The sequence below is a fragment of the Kitasatospora sp. NPDC058048 genome (assembly GCF_042885555.1).
Classification (GTDB): Bacteria; Actinomycetota; Actinomycetes; order Streptomycetales; family Streptomycetaceae; genus Kitasatospora; species Kitasatospora lactacystinica.
In genome coordinates this window covers 73,476-92,930 of the sequence record NZ_JBHVRT010000020.1, presented here as the reverse complement: position 1 = coordinate 92,930, position 19,455 = coordinate 73,476, and the positions used below count along the sequence as shown (strand labels likewise).

14 protein-coding genes and 1 tRNA gene are annotated in these 19,455 nt (G+C 73.6%); 8 read left to right on the top strand and 7 right to left on the bottom strand.

Translation table 11 applies throughout. The features are described from left to right. Positions 1–191 precede the first annotated feature (191 nt). Positions 192–3,413: a S41 family peptidase gene (locus ACFVVA_RS21995; RefSeq protein WP_387691813.1), complete on the top strand. Its 3,222-nt coding sequence runs from the start codon at positions 192–194 to the stop codon at positions 3,411–3,413. A gap of 9 nt (positions 3,414–3,422) precedes the next feature. Here the strand turns inward: ACFVVA_RS21995 and ACFVVA_RS21990 are convergent, their stop codons facing one another. Further along, positions 3,423–3,635, bottom strand: coding sequence for a hypothetical protein (locus ACFVVA_RS21990; protein WP_359901784.1), 213 nt, complete (start codon positions 3,633–3,635; stop codon positions 3,423–3,425). Positions 3,636–3,823: 188 nt separating this feature from the next. Here ACFVVA_RS21990 and ACFVVA_RS21985 point away from each other — a divergent pair, with 188 nt between their 5' ends. After that, positions 3,824–4,630, top strand: coding sequence for a phosphoribosyl-dephospho-CoA transferase MdcG domain-containing protein (locus ACFVVA_RS21985; RefSeq protein ID WP_387691811.1), 807 nt, complete (start codon positions 3,824–3,826; stop codon positions 4,628–4,630). Between the two features lie 119 nt (positions 4,631–4,749). Further along, on the top strand, positions 4,750–5,289 hold the full coding sequence (locus ACFVVA_RS21980; RefSeq protein ID WP_387691809.1) for a carboxymuconolactone decarboxylase family protein: 540 nt from the start codon (positions 4,750–4,752) through the stop codon (positions 5,287–5,289). A gap of 87 nt (positions 5,290–5,376) precedes the next feature. Here ACFVVA_RS21980 and ACFVVA_RS21975 read toward each other — a convergent pair whose 3' ends face one another. From ACFVVA_RS21975 to snpA (ACFVVA_RS21960), 4 genes are all read right to left on the bottom strand, one after another. Next, on the bottom strand, positions 5,377–7,455 hold the full coding sequence (locus tag ACFVVA_RS21975) for a phosphocholine-specific phospholipase C (RefSeq protein ID WP_387691808.1): 2,079 nt from the start codon (positions 7,453–7,455) through the stop codon (positions 5,377–5,379). Positions 7,456–7,634: 179 nt separating this feature from the next. Further along, positions 7,635–8,294, bottom strand: a complete 660-nt coding sequence (locus tag ACFVVA_RS21970; RefSeq protein WP_387691807.1) for a pentapeptide repeat-containing protein — start codon at positions 8,292–8,294, stop codon at positions 7,635–7,637. Positions 8,295–8,556: 262 nt separating this feature from the next. After that, on the bottom strand, positions 8,557–9,180 hold the full coding sequence (snpA, locus tag ACFVVA_RS21965) for a snapalysin (RefSeq protein WP_359901799.1): 624 nt from the start codon (positions 9,178–9,180) through the stop codon (positions 8,557–8,559). Between the two features lie 312 nt (positions 9,181–9,492). After that, positions 9,493–10,137: a snapalysin gene (gene snpA, locus ACFVVA_RS21960; protein ID WP_387691805.1), complete on the bottom strand. Its 645-nt coding sequence runs from the start codon at positions 10,135–10,137 to the stop codon at positions 9,493–9,495. Between the two features lie 289 nt (positions 10,138–10,426). Between snpA (ACFVVA_RS21960) and ACFVVA_RS21955 the strand changes: the two genes are divergently transcribed. Further along, positions 10,427–11,404, top strand: a complete 978-nt coding sequence (locus tag ACFVVA_RS21955; RefSeq protein WP_387691803.1) for a LysR family transcriptional regulator — start codon at positions 10,427–10,429, stop codon at positions 11,402–11,404. Here the strand turns inward: ACFVVA_RS21955 and ACFVVA_RS21950 are convergent. Together ACFVVA_RS21950 and ACFVVA_RS21945 are read right to left on the bottom strand one after the other, a co-directional pair. After that, the gene (locus ACFVVA_RS21950) at positions 11,401–12,660 is read right to left on the bottom strand and encodes a low temperature requirement protein A (RefSeq protein WP_387691801.1); all 1,260 of its coding nucleotides are present in this window, start codon (positions 12,658–12,660) and stop codon (positions 11,401–11,403) included. The genes ACFVVA_RS21955 and ACFVVA_RS21950 overlap by 4 nt on opposite strands. Before the next feature lie 559 nt (positions 12,661–13,219). Beyond that, positions 13,220–14,920: an ABC transporter family substrate-binding protein gene (locus ACFVVA_RS21945; RefSeq protein WP_387691799.1), complete on the bottom strand. Its 1,701-nt coding sequence runs from the start codon at positions 14,918–14,920 to the stop codon at positions 13,220–13,222. 327 nt (positions 14,921–15,247) lie between these two features. Between ACFVVA_RS21945 and ACFVVA_RS21940 the strand changes: the two genes are divergently transcribed. The 4 genes from ACFVVA_RS21940 (at position 15,248) to ACFVVA_RS21925 (ending at position 19,404) form a co-directional block, all read left to right on the top strand. Continuing rightward, a complete protein-coding gene (locus ACFVVA_RS21940; protein ID WP_387691797.1) occupies positions 15,248–16,228 on the top strand; it encodes an ABC transporter permease in 981 nt (326 codons plus the stop codon). A 16-nt stretch (positions 16,229–16,244) separates the two neighbouring features. Then, positions 16,245–17,192 (top strand): ABC transporter permease, encoded by a 948-nt coding sequence (locus ACFVVA_RS21935; RefSeq protein ID WP_387691795.1) that lies wholly within the window; start codon positions 16,245–16,247, stop codon positions 17,190–17,192. Continuing rightward, positions 17,189–19,270 carry a dipeptide ABC transporter ATP-binding protein gene (locus tag ACFVVA_RS21930; protein ID WP_387691793.1) on the top strand — a complete coding sequence of 694 codons (2,082 nt, stop codon included), beginning with the start codon at positions 17,189–17,191 and terminating at the stop codon, positions 19,268–19,270. The genes ACFVVA_RS21935 and ACFVVA_RS21930 overlap by 4 nt, the downstream gene beginning before the upstream one ends. Positions 19,271–19,330: 60 nt before the next feature. Then, positions 19,331–19,404 (top strand) — tRNA-Lys (locus ACFVVA_RS21925). Positions 19,405–19,455: the final 51 nt, after the last annotated feature.

Genomic DNA, 19,455 nt, shown 5'->3' with positions numbered 1-19,455 from the left:
CCTGCGATGGCGCGGTCGTGGGGGACGTCCGAGGGCACGCCGGAGCACGCGCCAGTGGGGGGAACGGCCCGGCCTGGCACCCAAGTTGGACTAGACCACTGAAGTGGATTCGACCGGGCGGTGTCAATGGTCCAGACCGGTTCCCGGCTTCTCCGGTTGCCGGGGGTGACACCCCGTCGAAGGATGGAGGGGTGACCCCGCCCGGCTACCTCCGCCACCCCCATCTGCACGGCAGCCTGCTCACCTTCACCGCCGAGGACGACGTCTGGATCGCCCCGCTGGACGCCGACGGCGCCGGCACCGGCCGGGCCTGGCGGGTCGGCTGCGACCGCACCCGGGTCGGCGACCCCCGCATCTCCCCCGACGGCACCACCCTCGCCTGGACCAGCTGGCTCGGCCTCACCCCCGAGGTGTGGACCGCCCCGGTCGACGGCGGCCAGGCGAGCCGGCTCAGCTTCTGGGGCAGCCAGGACACCCGGGTGCGCGGCTGGCTGCCGGACGGCGAGGTCCTGGCCGTCACCTCCTACCACGAGCCCTTCGGCCACTACACCTGGGCGCACGCCCTGCCACCGGACGGCTCCCCCGGCCGCCGGATGCCCTGGGGGCCGGTCGGCGACGCCCAGATGAGCCACGAACGGACCGTGCTGCTCACCGGCGCCGCCCCGCACGCACCCGCCGCCTGGAAGCGCTACCGGGGCGGCGCCACCGGCCGGCTCTGGGTGGACGGCGAGCGGATCCTGCCCGAGCACACCGGGCACCTCGCCGCCCCCATGCCGGTCGCCGGCCGGATCGCCTTCCTCTCCGACCACGAGGGCATCGGCAACCTCTACTCCTGCCGCCCCGACGGCACCGACCTGCGCCGCCACACCGACCACGCCTCCTACTACGCCCGCGAGGCCGCCACCGACGGCACCCGGATCGTCTACCAGCACGCCGGCGACCTCTGGCTGCTGGACGGCCTGGACGCCCCCGCCCCGCGCCGGCTGCACGTCCCGCTCGGCGGTGCCCGGGCCGGTCGCCGCCCCTACCAGGTCGGCGCCGCGAGCCAGGTCAAGGACCTCGCCTGCGACCAGACCGGCCGGGCCGGGGTGATCACCGTGCGCGGCAGCCAGTACTGGCTCACCCACAAGGACGGCCCGGCCCGCGCGCTCGCCGACACCCCCGGGGTGCGCACCCGGCTGCCGGTGGTGCTCGGACACACCGGCGAGGCGGCCTGGATCACCGACGCCGAGGGCGCCGACGCGATCGAGGTGATGCCGCTGCCCGGCCACGCCGACCCGCCGGGCCCCGCCGGACCGCGGAAGCACCACCACCGGGTGCTCGCCGCCGGACGGATCGGCCGCGTCCTGGAGCTCACCGCCTCCCCCGACGGCAGCCGGCTCGCCGCCACCACCTCGGACGGACGACTGCTGCTGGTCGGCGCCGCCGACGGCGAGGTGCGCGAACTGGCCGCCTCCGGCTACGGGCCGGTCTCCAGCGCCCGCTTCTCCCCCGACTCGCACTGGATCGCCTGGTCGGAGCCGGTCGCCGGGCGTTCACTGCGCCGGATCCGGCTCACCCGCGCCGACGCGCCCTCCTCGACCACCGACGTCACCGACGGCCGGTTCGAGGACGAGCAGCCGGTGTTCACCCGGGACGGCCGCTACCTGGCCTTCCTGTCCTGGCGCGGCTTCGACCCGGTCCACGACGTGCACACCGGCGACCTCTCCTTCCCGCTCGGCTGCCGCCCGTACCTCGTCCCGCTCGCCGCCGACACCCCCTCGCCGTTCTCCGCCCCGGCCGAGGACGGCGCCCCGCACCACGACGGCGACGGCACCGTCCGGGTCGACCCGGACGGGATCGGCGAGCGGCTGCTCCAGTTCCCGGTGATCGCCTCCAAGTACTCGGCCACCGACGCGGTGCGCGGCGGCCTGGTCTGGCTGCGCTGGCCGATCTCCGGCACCCTCGGCCAGACCTTCGCCAGCCCGGAGGACACCTCGGGCCGCCCCTCGCTGGAGCACTTCGACCTGGCCCGGGGCACCCGCAGCACCGTGGTCGACAAACTGGACGGCTACGCGGTCTCCGGGGACGGCGGCTCGATCGCGGTCTACTCGGCCGGGACGCTGCGGGTGATCCCGGTCGGCGCCCCCTCCGCCGGGACCACCGTCGACCTGCGCCGGATCACCCACACCGTGCACCCGGCCGCCGAGTGGCGCCAGGCCTACCACGAGGCGGCCCGGATCGTCCGGGACCAGTTCTGGGACGAGCGGATGTCCGGCTTGGACTGGCCCGCGCTGGTCGCCCAGTACGAGCCGCTGCTGGACCGGGTCTGCTCCCCCGACGACTTCGCCGACCTGCTGCGCGAACTCCTCGGCGAACTCGGCACCTCGCACGCCTACGTCACCCCGTCCCGGCGCGCCGAGGGCCCCACGCTCGCCCAGCAGCCGCTCGGCCTGCTCGGCGCCAACGCCCGCCACGCCCCCGACGGCCGCTGGCTGGTCGACCGGGTGCTGCCCGGCGAGACCTCCGACCCGCGCGCCCGCGCCCCACTGGCCGCCCAGGGCGTCCGGGACGGCGACGAGTTCCTGGAGATCGGCGGCCGCCCGGTGGACCCGCTGCGCGGACCGCTGCCGCTGCTGGCCGGCACCGGCGGCAGCACGCTCGAACTGGCCCTGCGCAAAAGCCCGGACGGCCCGGTGCGGCGGATCGTGATCACCCCGCTGACCGACGAGCGGCCCCTCCGCTACCAGGACTGGGTGACCAGACGACGCGCCCTGGTGCGGGAGTTCAGCGACGGGCGGTGCGGCTACCTGCACATCCCGGACCTCGGCGGCTCCGGCTGGGCGCAGTTCAACCGGGACCTGCGGCGCGAGCTGGACAAGCCCGCGCTGGTCCTGGACGTCCGCGGCAACGCCGGCGGCAACGTCTCCGAACTGGTGCTGGAGAAACTCTCCCGGCACGTCCTGGCCTGGGACTTCAGCCGGGACCGCCGACCGGTGCGCTGGCCCCGGCACGCACCGCGCGGACCACTGGTGGCGCTGGCCGACGAGGCCACCAGCTCGGACGGCGACGTGATCATCGCGGCGATCAAACTGCTCGGTCTCGGCCCGGTGATCGGCACCCGCACCTGGGGCGGGGTGGTCGGGATGAGCGGGCGCCACACCCTCGGCGACGGCACCCAGATCTCGGTGCCGAAGAACGCCTCCTGGTTCGGCGGCGGGCTGGGCTGGTCGGTGGAGAACCGGGGCGTCGAACCGGACGTGCACGTGCTGCGCACCCCGCGCGACTGGGCCCGGGGGCGCCATCCGGAGCTGGTCGCGGCCGTCCAGCTGGCCCTGGAGCTGCTGGAGGACGCGCCCGCCGCGGCGCCCCCGCCGGAGTCCACGCCCCGGCCGGACCTGCGGCGACCGCCGCTGCCGCCGCGTGCGGGGTGATCCCCGGGCTCAGCCCCAGGGGTCGCCCTCGGCGGTCATGTTCTCGGCGGCGCGCCGGTCGTCCTCCTCCTGGGCGAGCCGTTCCTGCTGCTCCCGGGTCCGCTCGACGTCGTTGCCGTACGCGTCGGCGGCCTCGTCGTGGGCGAGGGCGGCGCGCTGGGCGGCCTCCTGCCCGGTGGACTCGTGCTGCGGCCGGTGGAACAACCTGTCGAAGATGCCCATGACTCCTCCAAACGGGGTGGACGGGAGGTCGGAAGACCGGGCTGCCCCCACTCTCACACCGGGTGCCCACGGGCGCACCTTGAGCCTTTGGTCCCTGGTGGACGCGCCCAAGGACCGTAGCCGCGGGCCCCCGGCCGGGCGCAGATTGGGGCCGTCGGCGAAATCGACGCCACCCTCTGGAGCCCGCTGTGACCGTCGCACATCCCGGAAGCCACGCCCGGCGCACCGCCGAGGACCCGCACGACGGACCGCGCCGGCGGGTCGGCCCGCTGGCCGCGCTGGACGGCCGGCTGCCCGGCGCGCACGACCTGCTGCTGATGCAGTGCCCCAGCTCGCTGCGGCCCCTCGCCGGCGGCGAGCTGCCGACGTGGGCGCGGGCGGTGCTGCGGGCGCACCCCTGGGTGACGGTCGGCCGGGCACCCGCCGTGGTCGGCAACCCGGTGGACCTCCCGCACCCGCAGCGCTGCACCCGGGACCCGGAGGCGGCGCCCGAACTGTGGTTCCCGGTCACCGTGCGCGGCCCGCGCCCCGGACAGCGGATGGACGCACTGGCCCCCTGGGCGGCGGTGGCCCGGACGCTGCGGCCCGAGCAGCTGGTCGAACGGCGCGAACGGCTGGCCCCCGAACGACTGGCCGGCATCCCGGCGCTGGCCCTGCTGCCGGAGGTCGGCCGGCTGGTGGCGGACCACCGGCTGCCCTGGGGCCCGATCGGCGCGGTCGGCTACGAGCTGGGCAGCGGGGTGCCGGTGAGCGGACCGCTCAGCCCGCTGCGGCTGGTGCTGCGCTGCCCGCAGCCGATCAGCCGGCGCGACGCCCTGCAGTTGCGGCGGGCGCTGACCAAGCTGCCGGTCCCCGTGCAGGCCGAGCTGGAGACCCGGCACGGCTCGGTCCAGCTGGCCGAGTACGCCTCCGGCACCCACAGCCTCACCCTGCTCACCCCGGACGGCCCCCGCGAGGTCCGTGACCCGTGGTTCCCCCGGGGCCCGTTCGTCTGAGCGGCCGGACCGGTCGGGCGGCTCCCGCCGGGGCCGGGGCAATCTCGGAGTTGGCGCGAGGGCCCGGCACCCGCGACGATGGAGCGTCCTCCGACCGTCCCGGACAAGGGAGTTGCCCCGTGCCGCACATCACCATCGACAACGGACAGCCGGGAATCAGCGGGCTGCTGGCGCTGCGCCCGGACACCGCGGCCCCGCTGGGGATGCTCGCCAACGCGCTGCTGCGGGACCCGGCCCCGATGAGCCGGGGCGAGCGCGAGCTGGTCGCCGCCTACGTCTCCCGGCTCAACGGCACCCGCTTCTGCGAGGGCTCCCACAGCGCCTTCGCCGCGGCGCAGTTGGACGGCGGCGAGGACCTGGTGAAGGCGGCCCTGACCGATCCCTCGGCCGCGCCGCTCACGGAGCGGATGCGGGCCCTGCTGCGGATCGCGGCGGAGGTGCAGAAGCAGGCCGCGCCGGTTTCGAAGGAGGCGGTGGCGGCCGCCCGCGAGGCCGGCGCCGGTGACACCGAGATCCACGACACCGTGCTGATCGCCGCCGCCTTCTGCATGTACAACCGGTACGTCGACGGCCTGGCCACCGACCTTCCCGAGGACCCGGGCTACTACGCCGAGGGCGCGAAGCGGATCGTCGACTCCGGCTACGCCCGCGGGAACTGAGCAGCGGGGGCCGGAGCACCGGGCGGCGCCGTCCTCGGACGGCGCCGCCCGGCGGCGTTCGCGCGCCGCGCCCGGTGCGTTCGGCGGTCAGCCGGTGACGCTCGCCGCACCCGTCTCCAGGTGGCCGGTGAAGCGCTGGGACCAGCTGCTGTCGGCGTCCACCGTGACGGTGAAGTCGTACCAGCCGTTGTTGTACGCGACCGCGTTGAAGAAGTCGCCGACGCTGCCGCCGGCCGGGACCTGGTACGTCCAGGGGCCGTCCGTCCGGTAGTTGTTCGAGGCGATGGTGAAGGTCACCGGCGTGCTGCCGGAGTTGGCCAGCTCGAACCGGAGCGCGAGCTTCCCCGTCCCCGGCTCGACCGCGTACGAGGCGGTGACGGCCGCGTTCCTGCCCGCCTTGGTGAGGTCGCCGGTGAAGCGGCGCAGGAAGCGGTTCGGGCCGACGACGGTCAGGTCGTACTTGCCGTTGCCGAAGCCGTTGGTGCCGCAGTTGAAGAAGTCGGTGACGGGGCTGCCGGAGTCGACGGTGTACTGCCAGGGGCCGCCGCTGCGGTAGGCGTTGGCGTAGGCGGCGAAGTGGGAGGCCCGGGCGGCGCCGTCGTTGGACATCTTCACCCAGACGTGCATGACGCCGCCGGCGTCGGTGTCCCAGTGGTCCAGGTTGGCGTTCGGCTGGTACGGCAGGGCGCGCGCGGGCCGGGTGCCGGACTCCTGCACCGGCAGCTGGTTGTTCACCGGGGCCGGGTTGGGCAGCGGGCCGCAGGCGGACAGGCCGATGGTCTGCGAGGTGTCGGGCAGCGCGGGCAGGCCGTACACCGGGTGGGCGAAGTCGAACACGCTGGTCAGGTCGCCGCAGACGCGGCGGCGCCAGTCGCTGATGCCGGGACAGGCGGCGGGCTTGCCGAGGGCGGCCGTCCAGACCTCCAGGAAGCGCAGCACCGAGGTGTGGTCGAAGGTCTCGGAGTTGACCCAGCCACCGCGGGTCCAGGGCGAGACGGCGATCAGCGGGACGCGGAAGCCGAGGCCGATGTTGGTGCCGTTGTAGAACTCGCCCGGGGTGCCGGCCGGGGCGGCCGGCGGCGGGACGTGGTCGAAGAAGCCGTCGTTCTCGTCGTAGTTGAGGAACAGCACGGTGGAGTTGAAGACGTTCGGGTCGGCGTTGAGCGCGTCGATCACCATGTGGACGAAGTGCGCGCCGTCGGCCGGGGTGGCGTACGGGTGCTCGGAGGAGGCCTGGTCGGCGACGATCCAGGAGACCTGCGGGAGGGTGCCGGCCAGCACGTCGGCCTTGATCGCGGCGGCGATGTCGTCCGGGGTCCTGCCGGTGACCTTGGGCACCGAGCCCATGCCCTTGGCCGCCAGCGGGCTCCCGGCCGGGGCGCCGGTGAAGTTGGTGAAGTACGCCAGGGCGTTGTCGCCGTAGTTGTCGGCGGCGTTCTGGTAGACCTTCCAGCTGACGCCCGCCGTCTCCAGCGCCTCGGCGTAGGTCTGCCAGCGCAGGCCCTTCTCGTCGCCGCCGTCGTAGGCCGGGCCGCCCGCGGCGCCGGACGGGTCGATCTGGCCGGACCAGTGGTAGGTGCGGTTGGGGCCGGTCGCGCTCAGCACCGAGCAGTGGTAGGCGTCGCAGATGGTCCAGTTCTCGGCCAGCGCGTAGTGGAACGGGATGTCCTGGCGGGTCAGGAAGCCGAGCGTGCGGACGTTGCCCTTGGCGGCGACCCAGGAGTCCAGCTTCCCGCCGTTCCAGGCCTTGTGCTGGTCGGACCAGCCGTGGCTGAGGTCCCCGTTGCACTGGGCGAGGCGCTCGGGGTCGGCGCCGCCGGCCGGCTTGGTCTGGCTGAACTGCCACGGGTACTGGCGGCCGAACAGGCCGTTGGGCTGGTTGAAGACGCTGTAGCCGCCGGATATCTGGATTGCGCTGCGGTCGGCGAAGCCGCGCACGCCGCGCAGCGTGCCGAAGTAGTGGTCGAAGCTGCGGTTCTCCTGCATCAGGATCACCACGTGCTGAGCGTCGGTGATGGTGCCGGTCGTGCCGAGCGCGGTGGTGGCGGCGGTCGCGGCCGTGCCGCCCGGGGCGGCACCCGCGGCGGCACCGGTGCCGGCCACCGCGAGGCCCGCCGCGGCGGCACCGGACAGCGTGACGAACTTCCTACGACTCAACTCGGCCATCAGCCCGGCCCGTCCCTTCGCTGGCGATGTTGTGCACACAAGTCGGAGCTCACTCGATCGCGCAGCAGTCTCCACCGCCCGCGAAGCGGCCCACCAGATGCGTGCGGCAGGATTGGCGGACTGTTCGTCGGGGCGTCACCGAGCAACGCCCGGCTGAACGGGCGAAGGGGGCCGGGTGCTCAGCGGTCCTTGACCTCGATCCCCAGTGCATGAGCGAACTGCGGTGCCAGCTCCATCAGTTGGGGGGAGCTGATGACCGCGCCGCGCAGCCCCTGGTGGCCGTCGGCCAGGCCGAGCCGGACGGCGCCGCGCAGGTCCGTCCGGCTCAGCGTCGCGCCGCGCAGCCGGACCTCCTCCAGGGTCGAGCCGGGGAAGGACACCCCGGTCAGCTTCGCCCCGCCGAAGTCCACGTCGCGCAGCAGGCAGTCCTCGAAGACGACGTCCCGCAGGACCGCCGAGCGCAGGTTGACCGCCTCCAGCTTGCAGCCCCGGAACACCACCCGGCGCAGCGCCGAGCCGTACCCGGCGACCCCGGCGAGCACCCCGCCCGCGAAGGAGCTGTCCTGCCACTCGGAGTCGCTCAGGTCGCAGGCGACCCAGCGGCCGGCCTGCACCCACACCTCGTTGAACCGGGCCTGGCGCAGCTTGACCCCGCTGAGCGCGACACCGGTGAAGGCGCACTCCAGGAAGGCCGCCCCGGCACCCGACTCGTCGGTGTGCTCGCCCCCGTCGAAGTGCGCGGTGTCGTACCGCTCGTCACTGCGCAGCGGCCCGGTGTGCGGGCGCAGCAGCTCGGCGTAAGGGAGGTCGGCGAGCCGGTCGGGGACGGCACGGGACATGGCGGTGGCTCCTGGCGGTCGGGGGGCGGAGGGGTCTCGCCCGCATGCTCGCACGCGGCACCGACAACGCCCGGCACCGACAACGCCCGGCAGCGACGACACCCGGTTCCGACGACGCCCGGCACCGGGCACCGGGCACCGGCATCCGGCAGCCGGCCTCCGGCGACGCCCGGCAGCAGCGCGGGCCCGACGCCTCCCCGACACGGCGGTGCCCCGGACCGGCCGCCTCGGCGCGGCCGGTCCGGGGCGTTCACCACTCGGGTCAGCCGCGCACCCAGAGCGAGTTGACGCGGGTGCGCTCGGCGCTGTTCGGGTACGGGTTGGTGCAGGAGGTGCCGGGGCCGCCGCCCGACATCAGCTCGCTGCACGGGCCGGAGTAGTGGTCCGGCAGGCCGAGCACGTGCCCGGTCTCGTGCGCCACCACGCGCACCGAGCTGTACTGCTGGTTCTGCTGGTAGTCGAGGAAGACGTAGCCGCGCCCGTGGCCGTCGGTGCTGGCGTAGGAGCCGCGGCTGTCGTTGCCCTCGTAGTAGCGGAAGTCGGCGGCCGAGCCGGAGCGCAGCTGGACGTTGGCGACCGAACCGTTCCAGATCTGCGCGGCCTGGGATATCTGGTTGCGGAAGGACGGGGCGGAGCTGGCGTCGTAGGTGACGGTGACGGTCGCCAGGCCCGGGTTGGCGGCCTGCTTGGCCTTGGCGGAGGCCATCACGGCCTGGAAGAAGGCCTGGTTGTTCGCGGCCTCCGCGGCCGAGCCGGCGTACGTCGAGGCGGTGTAGCCCTGCACGGCCGGGGCGGCCGGGGCCGCGGCGGCGGCCGTGGTGGGCAGGACGGCGAGGCCGGCCGCGAGGGCGAGGCCGAGGGTGGCGGACAGCACGGATCGCTTCATGTGGGGGCTCCGATTCCTGAGGTGACGTGGCCGGTTGGGGGCCGGCCCGGGGGAACACCTGGTCAACGGGTGGTGTCCCCAGAGCTTCGGGCAACCCGGTGCGTGCGCGGATGATGCCAACCCGCGATAGCACCGTCCAATACCCCTGTGATGGGGCCGAATTGAGTTGTCTTTTCCTGGCCTTGACTCAATCGTGCCCCTGGCATTCCGTTCCGGCGGCGGCTAGGCTCCCGTCCGGGGAAGTACCCGGTGCGGCGGGCCGCCCGATTCCGGCCGGGCGGCCCGCCGCTCCGAACCCGCCTGCGGGCCGCGTCAGTTCCGCGCCGCGAGGCCGTTCTCCCAGAGGGAGTCGACCTGGCCGCGCTCGTTGCCGTCGGGGTACGGGTTGGTGCAGGACGGGCCGGGGCCGCCGCCCGACATCAGCTCGCTGCACGGGCCGGAGTAGTCGTCGGGCAGGCCGAGCACGTGCCCGGTCTCGTGCGCCGTGACGCGGAGCGAGCTGTACTCCTGGTTCTGCTGGTAGTCGAGGAAGACGTAGCCGTGGCCGTGGCCGTCGGTGCTGGCGTAGGACCCGCGGCTGTCGCTGCCCTCGTAGTACGAGAAGTCGCCGTTGCCGCTGCTCTCCTGGAGCCGCACGTTGCGCACCGAGCTGTTCCAGATCTGCGCGGCCTGGGATATCTGGCCGGTGAAGGAGGGCGCGTTCGCGGTGTCGTAGGTGACGGTGACGGTCAGCAGCCACGGGTTCGCGGCCTGCCGGGCCTTGGCCGAGGCCATCACGGCGTGGAAGAAGGCCTGGTTGTCCGCGGTCTCCGCGGCCGAGCCGGCGTACGTCGAGGGGGTGTAGCCCTGGACGGCGGCCGGGGCGGCCGGGGCCGCGGAGGCCACGGTGGCGGGCAGGGTCGCGAGGCCGGCCGCGAGGGCCAGGCCCAGGGCGGCGGACAGCACGGATCGCTTCATGCGGGGCTCCGGTTTCGCGGTGCGCCGCCGCACCGGGGCCGGTGGGGGCCGGGCCCGGGGGCGGTGCACGGTGGGGGCCGTCCCGGTGGTGACCGGGGCGGGTTGCTGTCCCCGAGCTTCGACCCGCCCGGGGCCCTCGCGGATGATGCCAACCGGCGATAGCTCGGCCGCATAGCGGCCGGGTCCGCCGCGCGCCGCGCCGGTCGGTCCGCCGACCGGCCCTTCGGCATGCCCTTGAATGCCTGTCATGTCCTTGGCGAGGTGGTGCGGCGGCGTCTATGCTCCGGACGTGGAGCTCGACGTGAGACACCTCCGGGTGCTGTGCGCGATCGCCGACAGCGGCAGCCTCCGCAAGGCCGCGCTCCAGCTCGGCATGACCCAGCCCTCCCTCACCACCCAGCTGCACCGGATCGAACGGGCCATCGGCGGCACCCTGTTCACCCGCGAGCAGACCGGCAGCCGGCCGACCGCGCTCGGTCACTCGGTGCTCTCCCGGGCCCGGCCGGTGATCACCGAGATGGCGGCCCTGGTGACCGCCGCGCGCCAGGAGGCCCGGGACGCGGCCGGCCCCGGCCGGCAGCGGCGGCTGCGGATCGGCAGCGTCGGCAGCCGGGCGGTCGCGGCCTGGCTGCGCCGGGTGCACGAGCGGCTGCCGGACACCGACACCACCATCCACGTGGACGTCTCGGCCAGCGCGCTGCTGCGGATGGTCGCCGCCGACCAGCTGGACGTGGCCTTCGTGTACGAGAGCGAGGGCTTCCCGCTGCGGGTGCCGCCGGACGCCGAGCAGCGGGTGCTGATGGCCCGGGAGCCGCAGTTCGTCGCGCTCGCGGCCGGGCACCCGGCCGCCGCCCGGCCGGTCGTCCACCTGGCCGACCTCGCCGAGGACACCTGGATGGTCGACCCGACCGCCGACCACGAGTACGCGGCGATGCGCCGGGTGTTCAGCGAGGCCGGGCTCAACCCCCGGGTGGTACAGGTGCGGGACAACGCCACCGCCGCCGAGCTGGTCGCCTCCGGCGAGGCCGTCCGTCCCTGCCAGCCGACCTCGCTGCCCGGGCCCGGCACGGTGGTCCGCCCGGTGCACGGGGACCCGCTGGCCGTCCGGCTGCTGTTCACCTGGCGTCCGTGCGTGCTCAGCCCGCCCGCGCTGGACGCGCTGTACGGCGAACTGCGGGCCGCCTACCTGGATCTGGCCAAGGTCAACCCCGCCTACCTGGACTGGCTGGCCCGGCACGAGCCGGTGCTGCTGGAGCGGGTCGGCTAGCGGGCGCCCAGCCCGCCGGCGCCCGCCCCACCGGCACCCGCGCCAGCGACGCCCGCCCGCCTGCTCTCCCGGCCGTGGATCAGCACGCCCGCCACGACCATCAGCGCGCAGACCAGGCCCGCCGCGAGCACCCCGGAGCCGCCGAGCGCGGTGCAGGCCAGCACCAGCACGGCCCCCGTCGGCGCCACCGCCTGGGCCACCGCGCCCCGCTTGGTGTGCCGGGAGTGCAGGAACCAGACCGTGAACAGGTAGAGCGCGGTGGGCACGGTGACCGTCGCGGTGGCGGCGGTCTCCGAGATGTGCGCCTTGTGCACCGCCGAATCCACCGCGACCTCCAGCCCGGTGCCGATCGCCGCCGCCGAGCCGAACACCAGGTAGTGCCCGTACCCCCAGACCAGTGCCTGCCGGTTGGACCGCAGGTGCTCGTGGACGGACCGGGCGAAGTAGATCCACCAGGCCGAGAAGCAGATCAGCAGCCCGCCGATCGCGACCGGCACCAGCCGGCCCAGGCCCTCGTGCTCGTCCACCGCCGACTGCACCGCGACGGTCGCGGCCGCCACCGTCTCGCCGAGCACGATCAGGGTGAACAGCCCGTACCGCTCGGCGATGTGGTGCGGGTGCCAGGAGGTCCGCATCCGCAGCTCGGCGATCACCGGCACGGCCAGCTCGCACAGCACCCCGACGGGGATGACGTACGACCGGACGCCGGGCGGCAGGAACAGCACCACCACCCAGCCGACCTGGCAGAGCGTGATCCCCGCCGCGTAGCCCAGCGCGACCCGGCGCGCCAGGCCCTGTTCGCCGGCGGCCGCGCGCAACCACTGGGTGACCATCGCCAGGCGCATCACCACGTAGCCGACGATCGCCAGCGTCAGGTCCTGGGTGGCGAACAGCCGCGGCACCCCGGCGGCGAGGATCAGCACCCCGGCGATCTGCACCAGCGTGGTGACCCGGTACGGCACGTCGTCGACGTCGTACGCGGAGGCGAACCAGGTGAAGTTCATCCAGGCCCACCAGATCGCGAAGAAGGTCAGCGTGTAGCCGCGCAGGCCCTCGCCGTAGTGCCCGGCCGCCAGGGAGTGGGCCAGTTCGCGCCCGGCCTGGCCCACCGCGACCACGAAACAGAGGTCGAAGAAGAGCTCCAGCGGGGTGGCGACCCGGTGCGGCTCGTGCCGGTCGCGCGGGACCATCCGGCGCACCGGCGGCGGGTCGACGGGGTGGCCGGGGGGTGCCGCGGCCGCGGGGTCACTGACCATCGGAGCTGCTCCGGGAGTCGGGAGGGGAGTCGTCCCGCGCATCCTGGCAGCGCCTCCGGCCCGGTGCACGCACCGGCGCGGCAGGTGTGCACGCACCGGCACGGCAAGTGCACGCTCGGGCAGAGCGGGCTCGGGCAGGGCAGGGCAGGGCAGGGCAGGGGGCAGGCTCGGGCAGGACAGGTGTGCACGCTCGGGCGCGTGGCGGGAACCCCGCGCGCCGCCGGTCACGATGGCCCTGAATATCCCTTTTTTCCTTGCCGTCAGCCCCAGTTGACGCTCCGGTGCGCGAACCGGGTGACAGCGCGGCGGGTTTCCGGGCGCGCCCCGCGCGCTGCCCGGCGGGCGACCGGCACGCCGCTAGATTCTTCCCCGGTTGGAAGAGCGCGGGCCCTGCCGGGCCCCATGACACGGGCGGCCTGCGGGCAACGCGGAAGGTCAAGGCGGGTGGCGGGACAGCGGGGGCGGCAGAGCCGATCCTCCCGCGTCCGCGCCACCGGCCTCGTGATCACCGCGCTGCTCGCCAGCGCCTGCCGTGCGGCCCGTCCCGTCCCGGCGGCGGCTACTTCTCCCAGCCGGTCCTGCTGTAGTCCTCGCTCGCCAGGCCGAAGGCCCCGTAGTTGGCCAGGCCCTTGCGGGTCGCCACCACCTCCGGCCGCTGGTAGAGCTCGACGGTGTGGCCGAGTTCCCAGATCTTCGCGTCCGCCTGGTTGTAGAGCTTCGCCGCCTCCTGCGGGTCGACCGTCCCGGCCGCCTTCTTCAGCAGGTCGTCGATCTCCTGGCTGCCCAGGCGCGAGGGGTTGCTGAAGCTGTTGTCGCCCACCGGGAGCCGGAAGTTGGTCAGGCTCTTGGACAGCGGGAAGGAGTCGGTGTTGCGCCAGCTCGCGATCTCGAACTTGCCCGGGTTCACGTACTTGGTGAAGAAGTCGTTGGCCGCCACCTTGTCCAGGCTGACCTTGACCCCGACCGCCTGCCACATCGCCACCGCCGCGGTGGCCAGGTCGATCTGGGCCTGCGGCGTGGAGTCGTTGAGCACCCAGTGCAGTTCCAGCGGCCGGCCGTCCTTGGTCCGCGGCTGGCCGCCGGACTCCTTCCAGCCCGCCTCGTCCAGCAGCTTCTTGGCCGCGGCCGGGTCGAACTTCGCCCAGTCGCCGGAGGTGTCCTGGTACCCGGTCTGGTTGGGCATGAAGATGTGGTTGCCGAGGGGCTTGAACTCCACCGGCACCCCGTTGTTGGCGATCTTGATCAGTGCCGAGCGGTCCAGCGCCCTGCCGAGCGCCTGGCGGACCTTCCGGTCCTCCAGCGCGCCGGTGCCGCCGAAGGAGATGTGCACCTCGTCCCACGGGCTGGCGGCCCGGATCACGGTGTCCTTGGCGCTCTTGAGCTGCCCGTACGCGGTGGCGGTGCCGGCCGCGGCGTAGTCGATCTCGTTGTTGAGGTACGCCTGGGTCGTCGCCGCCTGGGACATCACCCGGAAGGTGACCTTGTCGACCTTGGCCCTGGTGCCCCACCAGGCCGGATCCGGGACGAGGGTCAGGGTCTGCGCGGTCTTGTCCGCCGTGCCGACCTTCAGCGCGCCCGCGGTGATCGGGATCTTCTCCACCCAGCCCTTGTTGAAGTCGTCCGGGGTGGAGATGCCGGCCGCCGGCATCAGCGGGCGGAACAGGTTCTGCCAGTCGGCGTACGGCTCGGCGAAGGTGACCTTGACCTCGCTCGGGTCGGCGCCCTGCTCGACCGCGGAGATCTGCTCGTAGCCGGACGGGTCGGAGAGGTTGTACGCCGGGTCCTTGCCGCTCGCGGCCTGCCAGTCGGCCTTGAAGTCCAGGTAGCTCAGCGGCTTGCCGTCCGACCACTTGGCCTTGGGGTTGAGCTTGTAGGTGACCACCTGCGGCGAGGTCGAGGTGACCTTGGCGTCCACCAGGTAGTCCGGGTCGGGCAGGAAGGTGCCGGCGGCGTCCGTGGTGAAGAGCGAAGGCTCCAGGTTGCGCATGATCGAGACCGCGGAACCGTAGTAGCCGTCCACCTGCAGCGGATTCCACTGGGTGATCCACTGGTACAGCGGGAAGCGCACCTCGCCGCCGTCCTTGATCTGGTCCAGCGGCTTGGGGTTGAGGTCGTTGGAGCCCTGCCCCGGCGGCTCGCTCCTGGCCGCGCCGTCGACGGAGCCACCCCCGCCCGAGGTGCACGCGGTGACCGCGAGCGCGACGGCGACGGCGAGGGCGGCCGCCCGGCCGAGACGGCCGGCCGTGGTGGAAGCGTCCATGAGGGTCCCCTGGGATCGATGACGGGATGTGGGGCGCGCGAGGTGTGACGAGGCTTGAGCGTGGGCAGCCAATTCGGCATCGAGCGAGCAGAACGTAACAGCGGATCAGACCGACCACCAGGGGGAGGAACGCACGTCTGATCCAAAAGTCACACACGGCAACACGGGCGCAACACCAGCTCAGTGCCCCGGTGCTTCACTCTGACCTGCGCTTTCCCAACTCCCGTGCCAGACCACCCGACTGACGCCCCAACGGGCCCGGACCGAAGGCCAACCGATGCCCACCAGACGCGTCGGCCCCACCCGCACCGCAGCGGGCGGCCGTTGATGCTCCGCTACCTGGCGAAACGCCTGGGCTACTACGCGGTGCTGCTGATCGCCGCCGTCTTCCTGGCGTACGCGATCTCCGCGACCGCCCTGCAGCCGCGCACCTACTTCGACGCCAAGGTCCCCCGCCCGGCCGCCGAATCGGTCGAACGCCAGCTCACCGCGCTCAACCTGAACGACCGCACCCCGGTCGTCGAGCGCTTCGGCCACTGGGCCGGCGGGCTGCTCCACGGCGACCTCGGCCGGACCATCCACGACACCCCGGTCACCGACGACTTCGGCCGCCGGGTCCGGGTCTCGCTGCGCCTGCTGCTGATCGGCAGCCTGCTCGGCATGGTCCTGGGCGTCGCGGCCGGGGCCTGGAGCGCGGTGCGCCAGTACCGGGTCTCCGACCGGCTGCTCACCGTGATGTCCTTCGTGCTGCTCTCCACCCCGGTCTTCCTGGTCGCGCTGTTCCTCAAGAACGGCGCGATCACCGCCAAGGACGCGGTCGGCCACGAGGTGATCCCGTTCACCGGCTACGAGACCCCCGGGCTCACCGGCGGCCTCGGCGCCCACCTCGCCGACTGGGCGCTGCACCTGCTGCTGCCCACGATCTCGCTGGCCCTCGGCGGCCTCGCCACGTACAGCCGCTACCAGCGCGGCACCATGCTCGACGTGCTCGGCTCGGACTACCTGCGCACCGCCGAGGCCAAGGGTCTGACCCGCGGCCGGGCGCTGCTCAAGCACGGACTGCGCACCGCGGTGATCCCGATGTCGACCATGTTCGCCTACAGCTTCCTGGGCATCTTCACCGGCGCAATCTTCACCGAGACGATCTTCGGCTGGCACGGCATGGGCGAGTGGCTGATCCAGTCGATCAACGAACAGGACGTCAACTCCGTGGTGGCCGTCAACCTGTTCACCGCCGTCGTCGTCCTCGCCTCCGGCTTCCTCGCCGACACCCTGCACGCCGCCCTCGACCCGCGCGTGCGGTCCTGACCGGAGGTGACCTGAGATGACCACCACCGTCGCCGATCCCTCCGCCCCGGCCACCGCCCCCCGGGCCACCGGTCGCGGACGGCTCGTGCTCAAGCGGCTGCTCGCCGCCCGCGGCGCCGTCGCCGGGACCGTCGTCGTCCTGCTGCTGTTCCTGCTCGCCTTCGGCGGCCCGTACCTCACACCCTGGGACTACGCCACTCCCGACTTCTCCGCACTGCACCAACCCCCTTCCGCCCAGCACTGGTTCGGCACCAACGGGGTCGGTCAGGACGTCTTCGCGCAGACCGTCCGCGGCCTGCAGAAGTCGCTGGTCATCGGCCTGCTGGTGGCGCTGTTCTCCACCGTGCTGGCCTCCGTGGTCGGCGCCTGCGCCGGCTACTTCGGCGGCTGGGCCGACCGGGCGCTGATGTTCCTGGTGGACCTGCTGCTGGTCTTCCCCGCCTTCCTGATCATCACCATCGTCTCGGCCCGGCTGAAGGGCGCCGGCTGGATCGCCTTCGTCCTGCTGCTCGCCCTGTTCAACTGGATGATCACCGCCAGGGTGGTCCGCTCGATGACCATCTCGCTGCGCGAGCGCGAATTCGTCCTCGCCGCACAGTTCATGGGAGTCCGGCCGCTGCGGATCATCAGCCGGCACATCCTGCCGAACGTCGCCTCCTTCCTCATCATCGACGCCACCATCGCGGTCGGCGGCGCCGTGATGAGCGAGACCGCGCTCTCCTACTTCGGCTTCGGGGTCAAGCCGCCGGACGTCTCGCTCGGCACCCTGCTCGCCGCCGGAACCGGTGAGGCCCCGGTGTTCCCCTGGCTGTTCTACTTCGCCGCCGCCCTGCTGGTGCTGTTCGTCCTCGCCGTCAACCTGATCGGGGACGGGCTGCGCGACGCGCTCGACCCCACCTCCGGGGCCGCGCCCCGCCGTTCGCCCCGTACCCGTCGCTCCGCCGGCCGTAGGAAGCACCCGTGACCACCACCGTCGAAACCCCGCTGCTCGCCGTCCGGGACCTGCGGGTGGACTTCGCCGGGCCCGACGGCCCGGTCCCCGCCGTCCGCGGGGTGGACCTCACCCTGCGGCGCGGCGAAACCCTCGGCATCGTCGGCGAGTCCGGCTCCGGCAAGTCCGTCACCGCGCTGTCCGTGCTCGGGCTGCTGCCCGGCACGGCGAGCGTCAGCGGCTCGGTGCGGCTGGACGGACGGGAACTGGTCGGGCTGCCGGGCCGGGAGCTCGCCGCGATCCGCGGCCGCCGGATCGCCATGGTCTTCCAGGACCCGCTCTCCGCCTTCACCCCGGTCTACCGGATCGGCGACCAGATCGCCGAGGCGGTCCGCATCCACCAGCGGGTGGACAAGGCCGCCGCGCGCCGCCGGGCCGCCGAACTCCTCGACCTGGTCGGCATCCCGGCGCCCGACCGGGCCCTGGACAGCTTCCCGCACGAGTTCTCCGGCGGCATGCGCCAGCGGGCGATGATCGCCATGGCGATCGCCAACGAACCCGACATCCTGCTCACCGACGAGCCCACCACCGCGCTCGACGTCACCATCCAGGCCCAGGTGCTGGACGTGCTGCGCACCGCCCGGCGGGAGACCGGCGCGGCCCTCGTCCTGGTCAGCCACGACCTCGGGGTGATCGCCGGAACGGCCGACCGGGTCGCGGTGATGTACGCCGGACGGGTGGTCGAGACGGCCGGGGTCGACGAACTGTTCGCGGCCCCCCGCCACCCCTACTCGCTCGGTCTGATCGGCGCGCTGCCCCGGCTGGACGGGCGCGGCGGTCCGCTCGTGCCGATCCCCGGCACCCCGGCGCCGATGGCCGAACTGCCCCCGGGCTGCCCGTTCGCGGCGCGCTGCCCGCTGGTGCAGGAGCGCTGCGCGACGGCCGAGCCCGCCCTGGAGGGGGCGGACGGCCACCTGTCGGCGTGCGTGCGCTCGGCGGAGCTCGCCGATCGGCGGCCCGCGCCGGCCGAGGTCTATCCCGTCCCGGAGCTGCCCTCCACCGCCGTCGGCCCGGGCGACCGCTCCACCCGGACGCCGGTGCTGTCGGTGAGCGGCCTCGGAAAAACGTTTCCCCTGCTCAAGGGCACCGTGTTCAAGCGCAAGGTCGGCGAGGTGTACGCGGTGGACGGCGTCGACCTGGACCTGCGGGAGGGCGAGACCCTCGGCCTGGTCGGCGAGTCCGGCTCCGGCAAGTCCACCACCCTGTTCGAACTGCTGCGGCTCGGCGCCCCGGAGACCGGCCGGATCGAACTGTTCGGCCGGGACACCGCCGCCCTCACCCGGACCGAGGCCCACCGGCTCCGCGCCCGGGTGCAGATCGTCTTCCAGGACCCGATGGCCAGCCTGGACCCCCGGATGCCGATCGGCGACATCGTCGCCGAACCGCTGCTCGCCCAGCGCACCCCGCGCGAGGAGATCGCCCGCCGGGTGCCCGAACTGCTGCGCCAGGTCGGCCTCGACCCGGAGCACGCCGTCCGCTACCCGCACCAGTTCTCCGGCGGCCAGCGCCAGCGCGTCTCCATCGCCCGGGCACTCGCCGTCCGGCCCGGCCTGCTGGTGCTGGACGAACCGGTCTCCGCGCTGGACGTCTCCATCCAGGCCGGCGTGCTCAACCTGCTCCAGGCGCTCAAGGCCGAGCTGGGCCTGTCCTACCTGTTCGTCTCGCACGACCTCTCGGTGATCCGGCACCTCGCCGACCGGGTCAGCGTGATGTACCTCGGCCGGACGGTCGAGCAGGGCGAGGTGGCCGCCGTCTTCGACCGCCCCCGCCACCCGTACACCCGCGCCCTGCTCTCGGCCGTCCCGCTCCCCGACCCCGCCGCCGAACGCGCCCGCGACCGCGTCCTGCTGGCCGGCGACCCTCCCCCGCCCACCGAGCGCCGCACCGGCTGCGTCTTCCGCACCCGCTGCCCGCGCTACGCCGGGCTGACGTCCCCGGCGGACCGGGCCCGCTGCGAGCGGGAACGGCCGGCCCTGGTCGGCGGCGCGCCGGGGGCGGACCACAGTGCGGCCTGCCACCACCCGGACCCCGGAGGAAACTACACAGAGTGATCACTCGAACACGATTCGGTGGATCCGGTCGGCGCCGTGTAAAGTCTTCGACGTCAGCAGGCGCCGCTAGCTCAGTTGGTTAGAGCAGCTGACTCTTAATCAGCGGGTCCGGGGTTCGAGTCCCTGGCGGCGCACATGGCAAGGTCTCAGGCCGTCCACTCCGGTGGGCGGCCTGAGGCATTTCC

Excerpts from the sequence above, each read along its gene's own strand:
- ACFVVA_RS21990 (WP_359901784.1), bottom strand. The coding sequence starts at position 3,635 with ATGGGCATCTTCGACAGGTTGTTCCACCGGCCGCAGCACGAGTCCACC.
- ACFVVA_RS21975 (WP_387691808.1), bottom strand. The coding sequence starts at position 7,455 with ATGGCCGAGTTGAGTCGTAGGAAGTTCGTCACGCTGTCCGGTGCCGCC.
- ACFVVA_RS21970 (WP_387691807.1), bottom strand. The coding sequence starts at position 8,294 with ATGTCCCGTGCCGTCCCCGACCGGCTCGCCGACCTCCCTTACGCCGAG.
- snpA (WP_359901799.1), bottom strand. The coding sequence starts at position 9,180 with ATGAAGCGATCCGTGCTGTCCGCCACCCTCGGCCTCGCCCTCGCGGCC.
- snpA (WP_387691805.1), bottom strand. The coding sequence starts at position 10,137 with ATGAAGCGATCCGTGCTGTCCGCCGCCCTGGGCCTGGCCCTCGCGGCC.
- ACFVVA_RS21950 (WP_387691801.1), bottom strand. The coding sequence starts at position 12,660 with ATGGTCAGTGACCCCGCGGCCGCGGCACCCCCCGGCCACCCCGTCGAC.
- ACFVVA_RS21945 (WP_387691799.1), bottom strand. The coding sequence starts at position 14,920 with ATGGACGCTTCCACCACGGCCGGCCGTCTCGGCCGGGCGGCCGCCCTC.
- ACFVVA_RS21940 (WP_387691797.1), top strand. The coding sequence starts at position 15,248 with ATGCTCCGCTACCTGGCGAAACGCCTGGGCTACTACGCGGTGCTGCTG.
- ACFVVA_RS21935 (WP_387691795.1), top strand. The coding sequence starts at position 16,245 with ATGACCACCACCGTCGCCGATCCCTCCGCCCCGGCCACCGCCCCCCGG.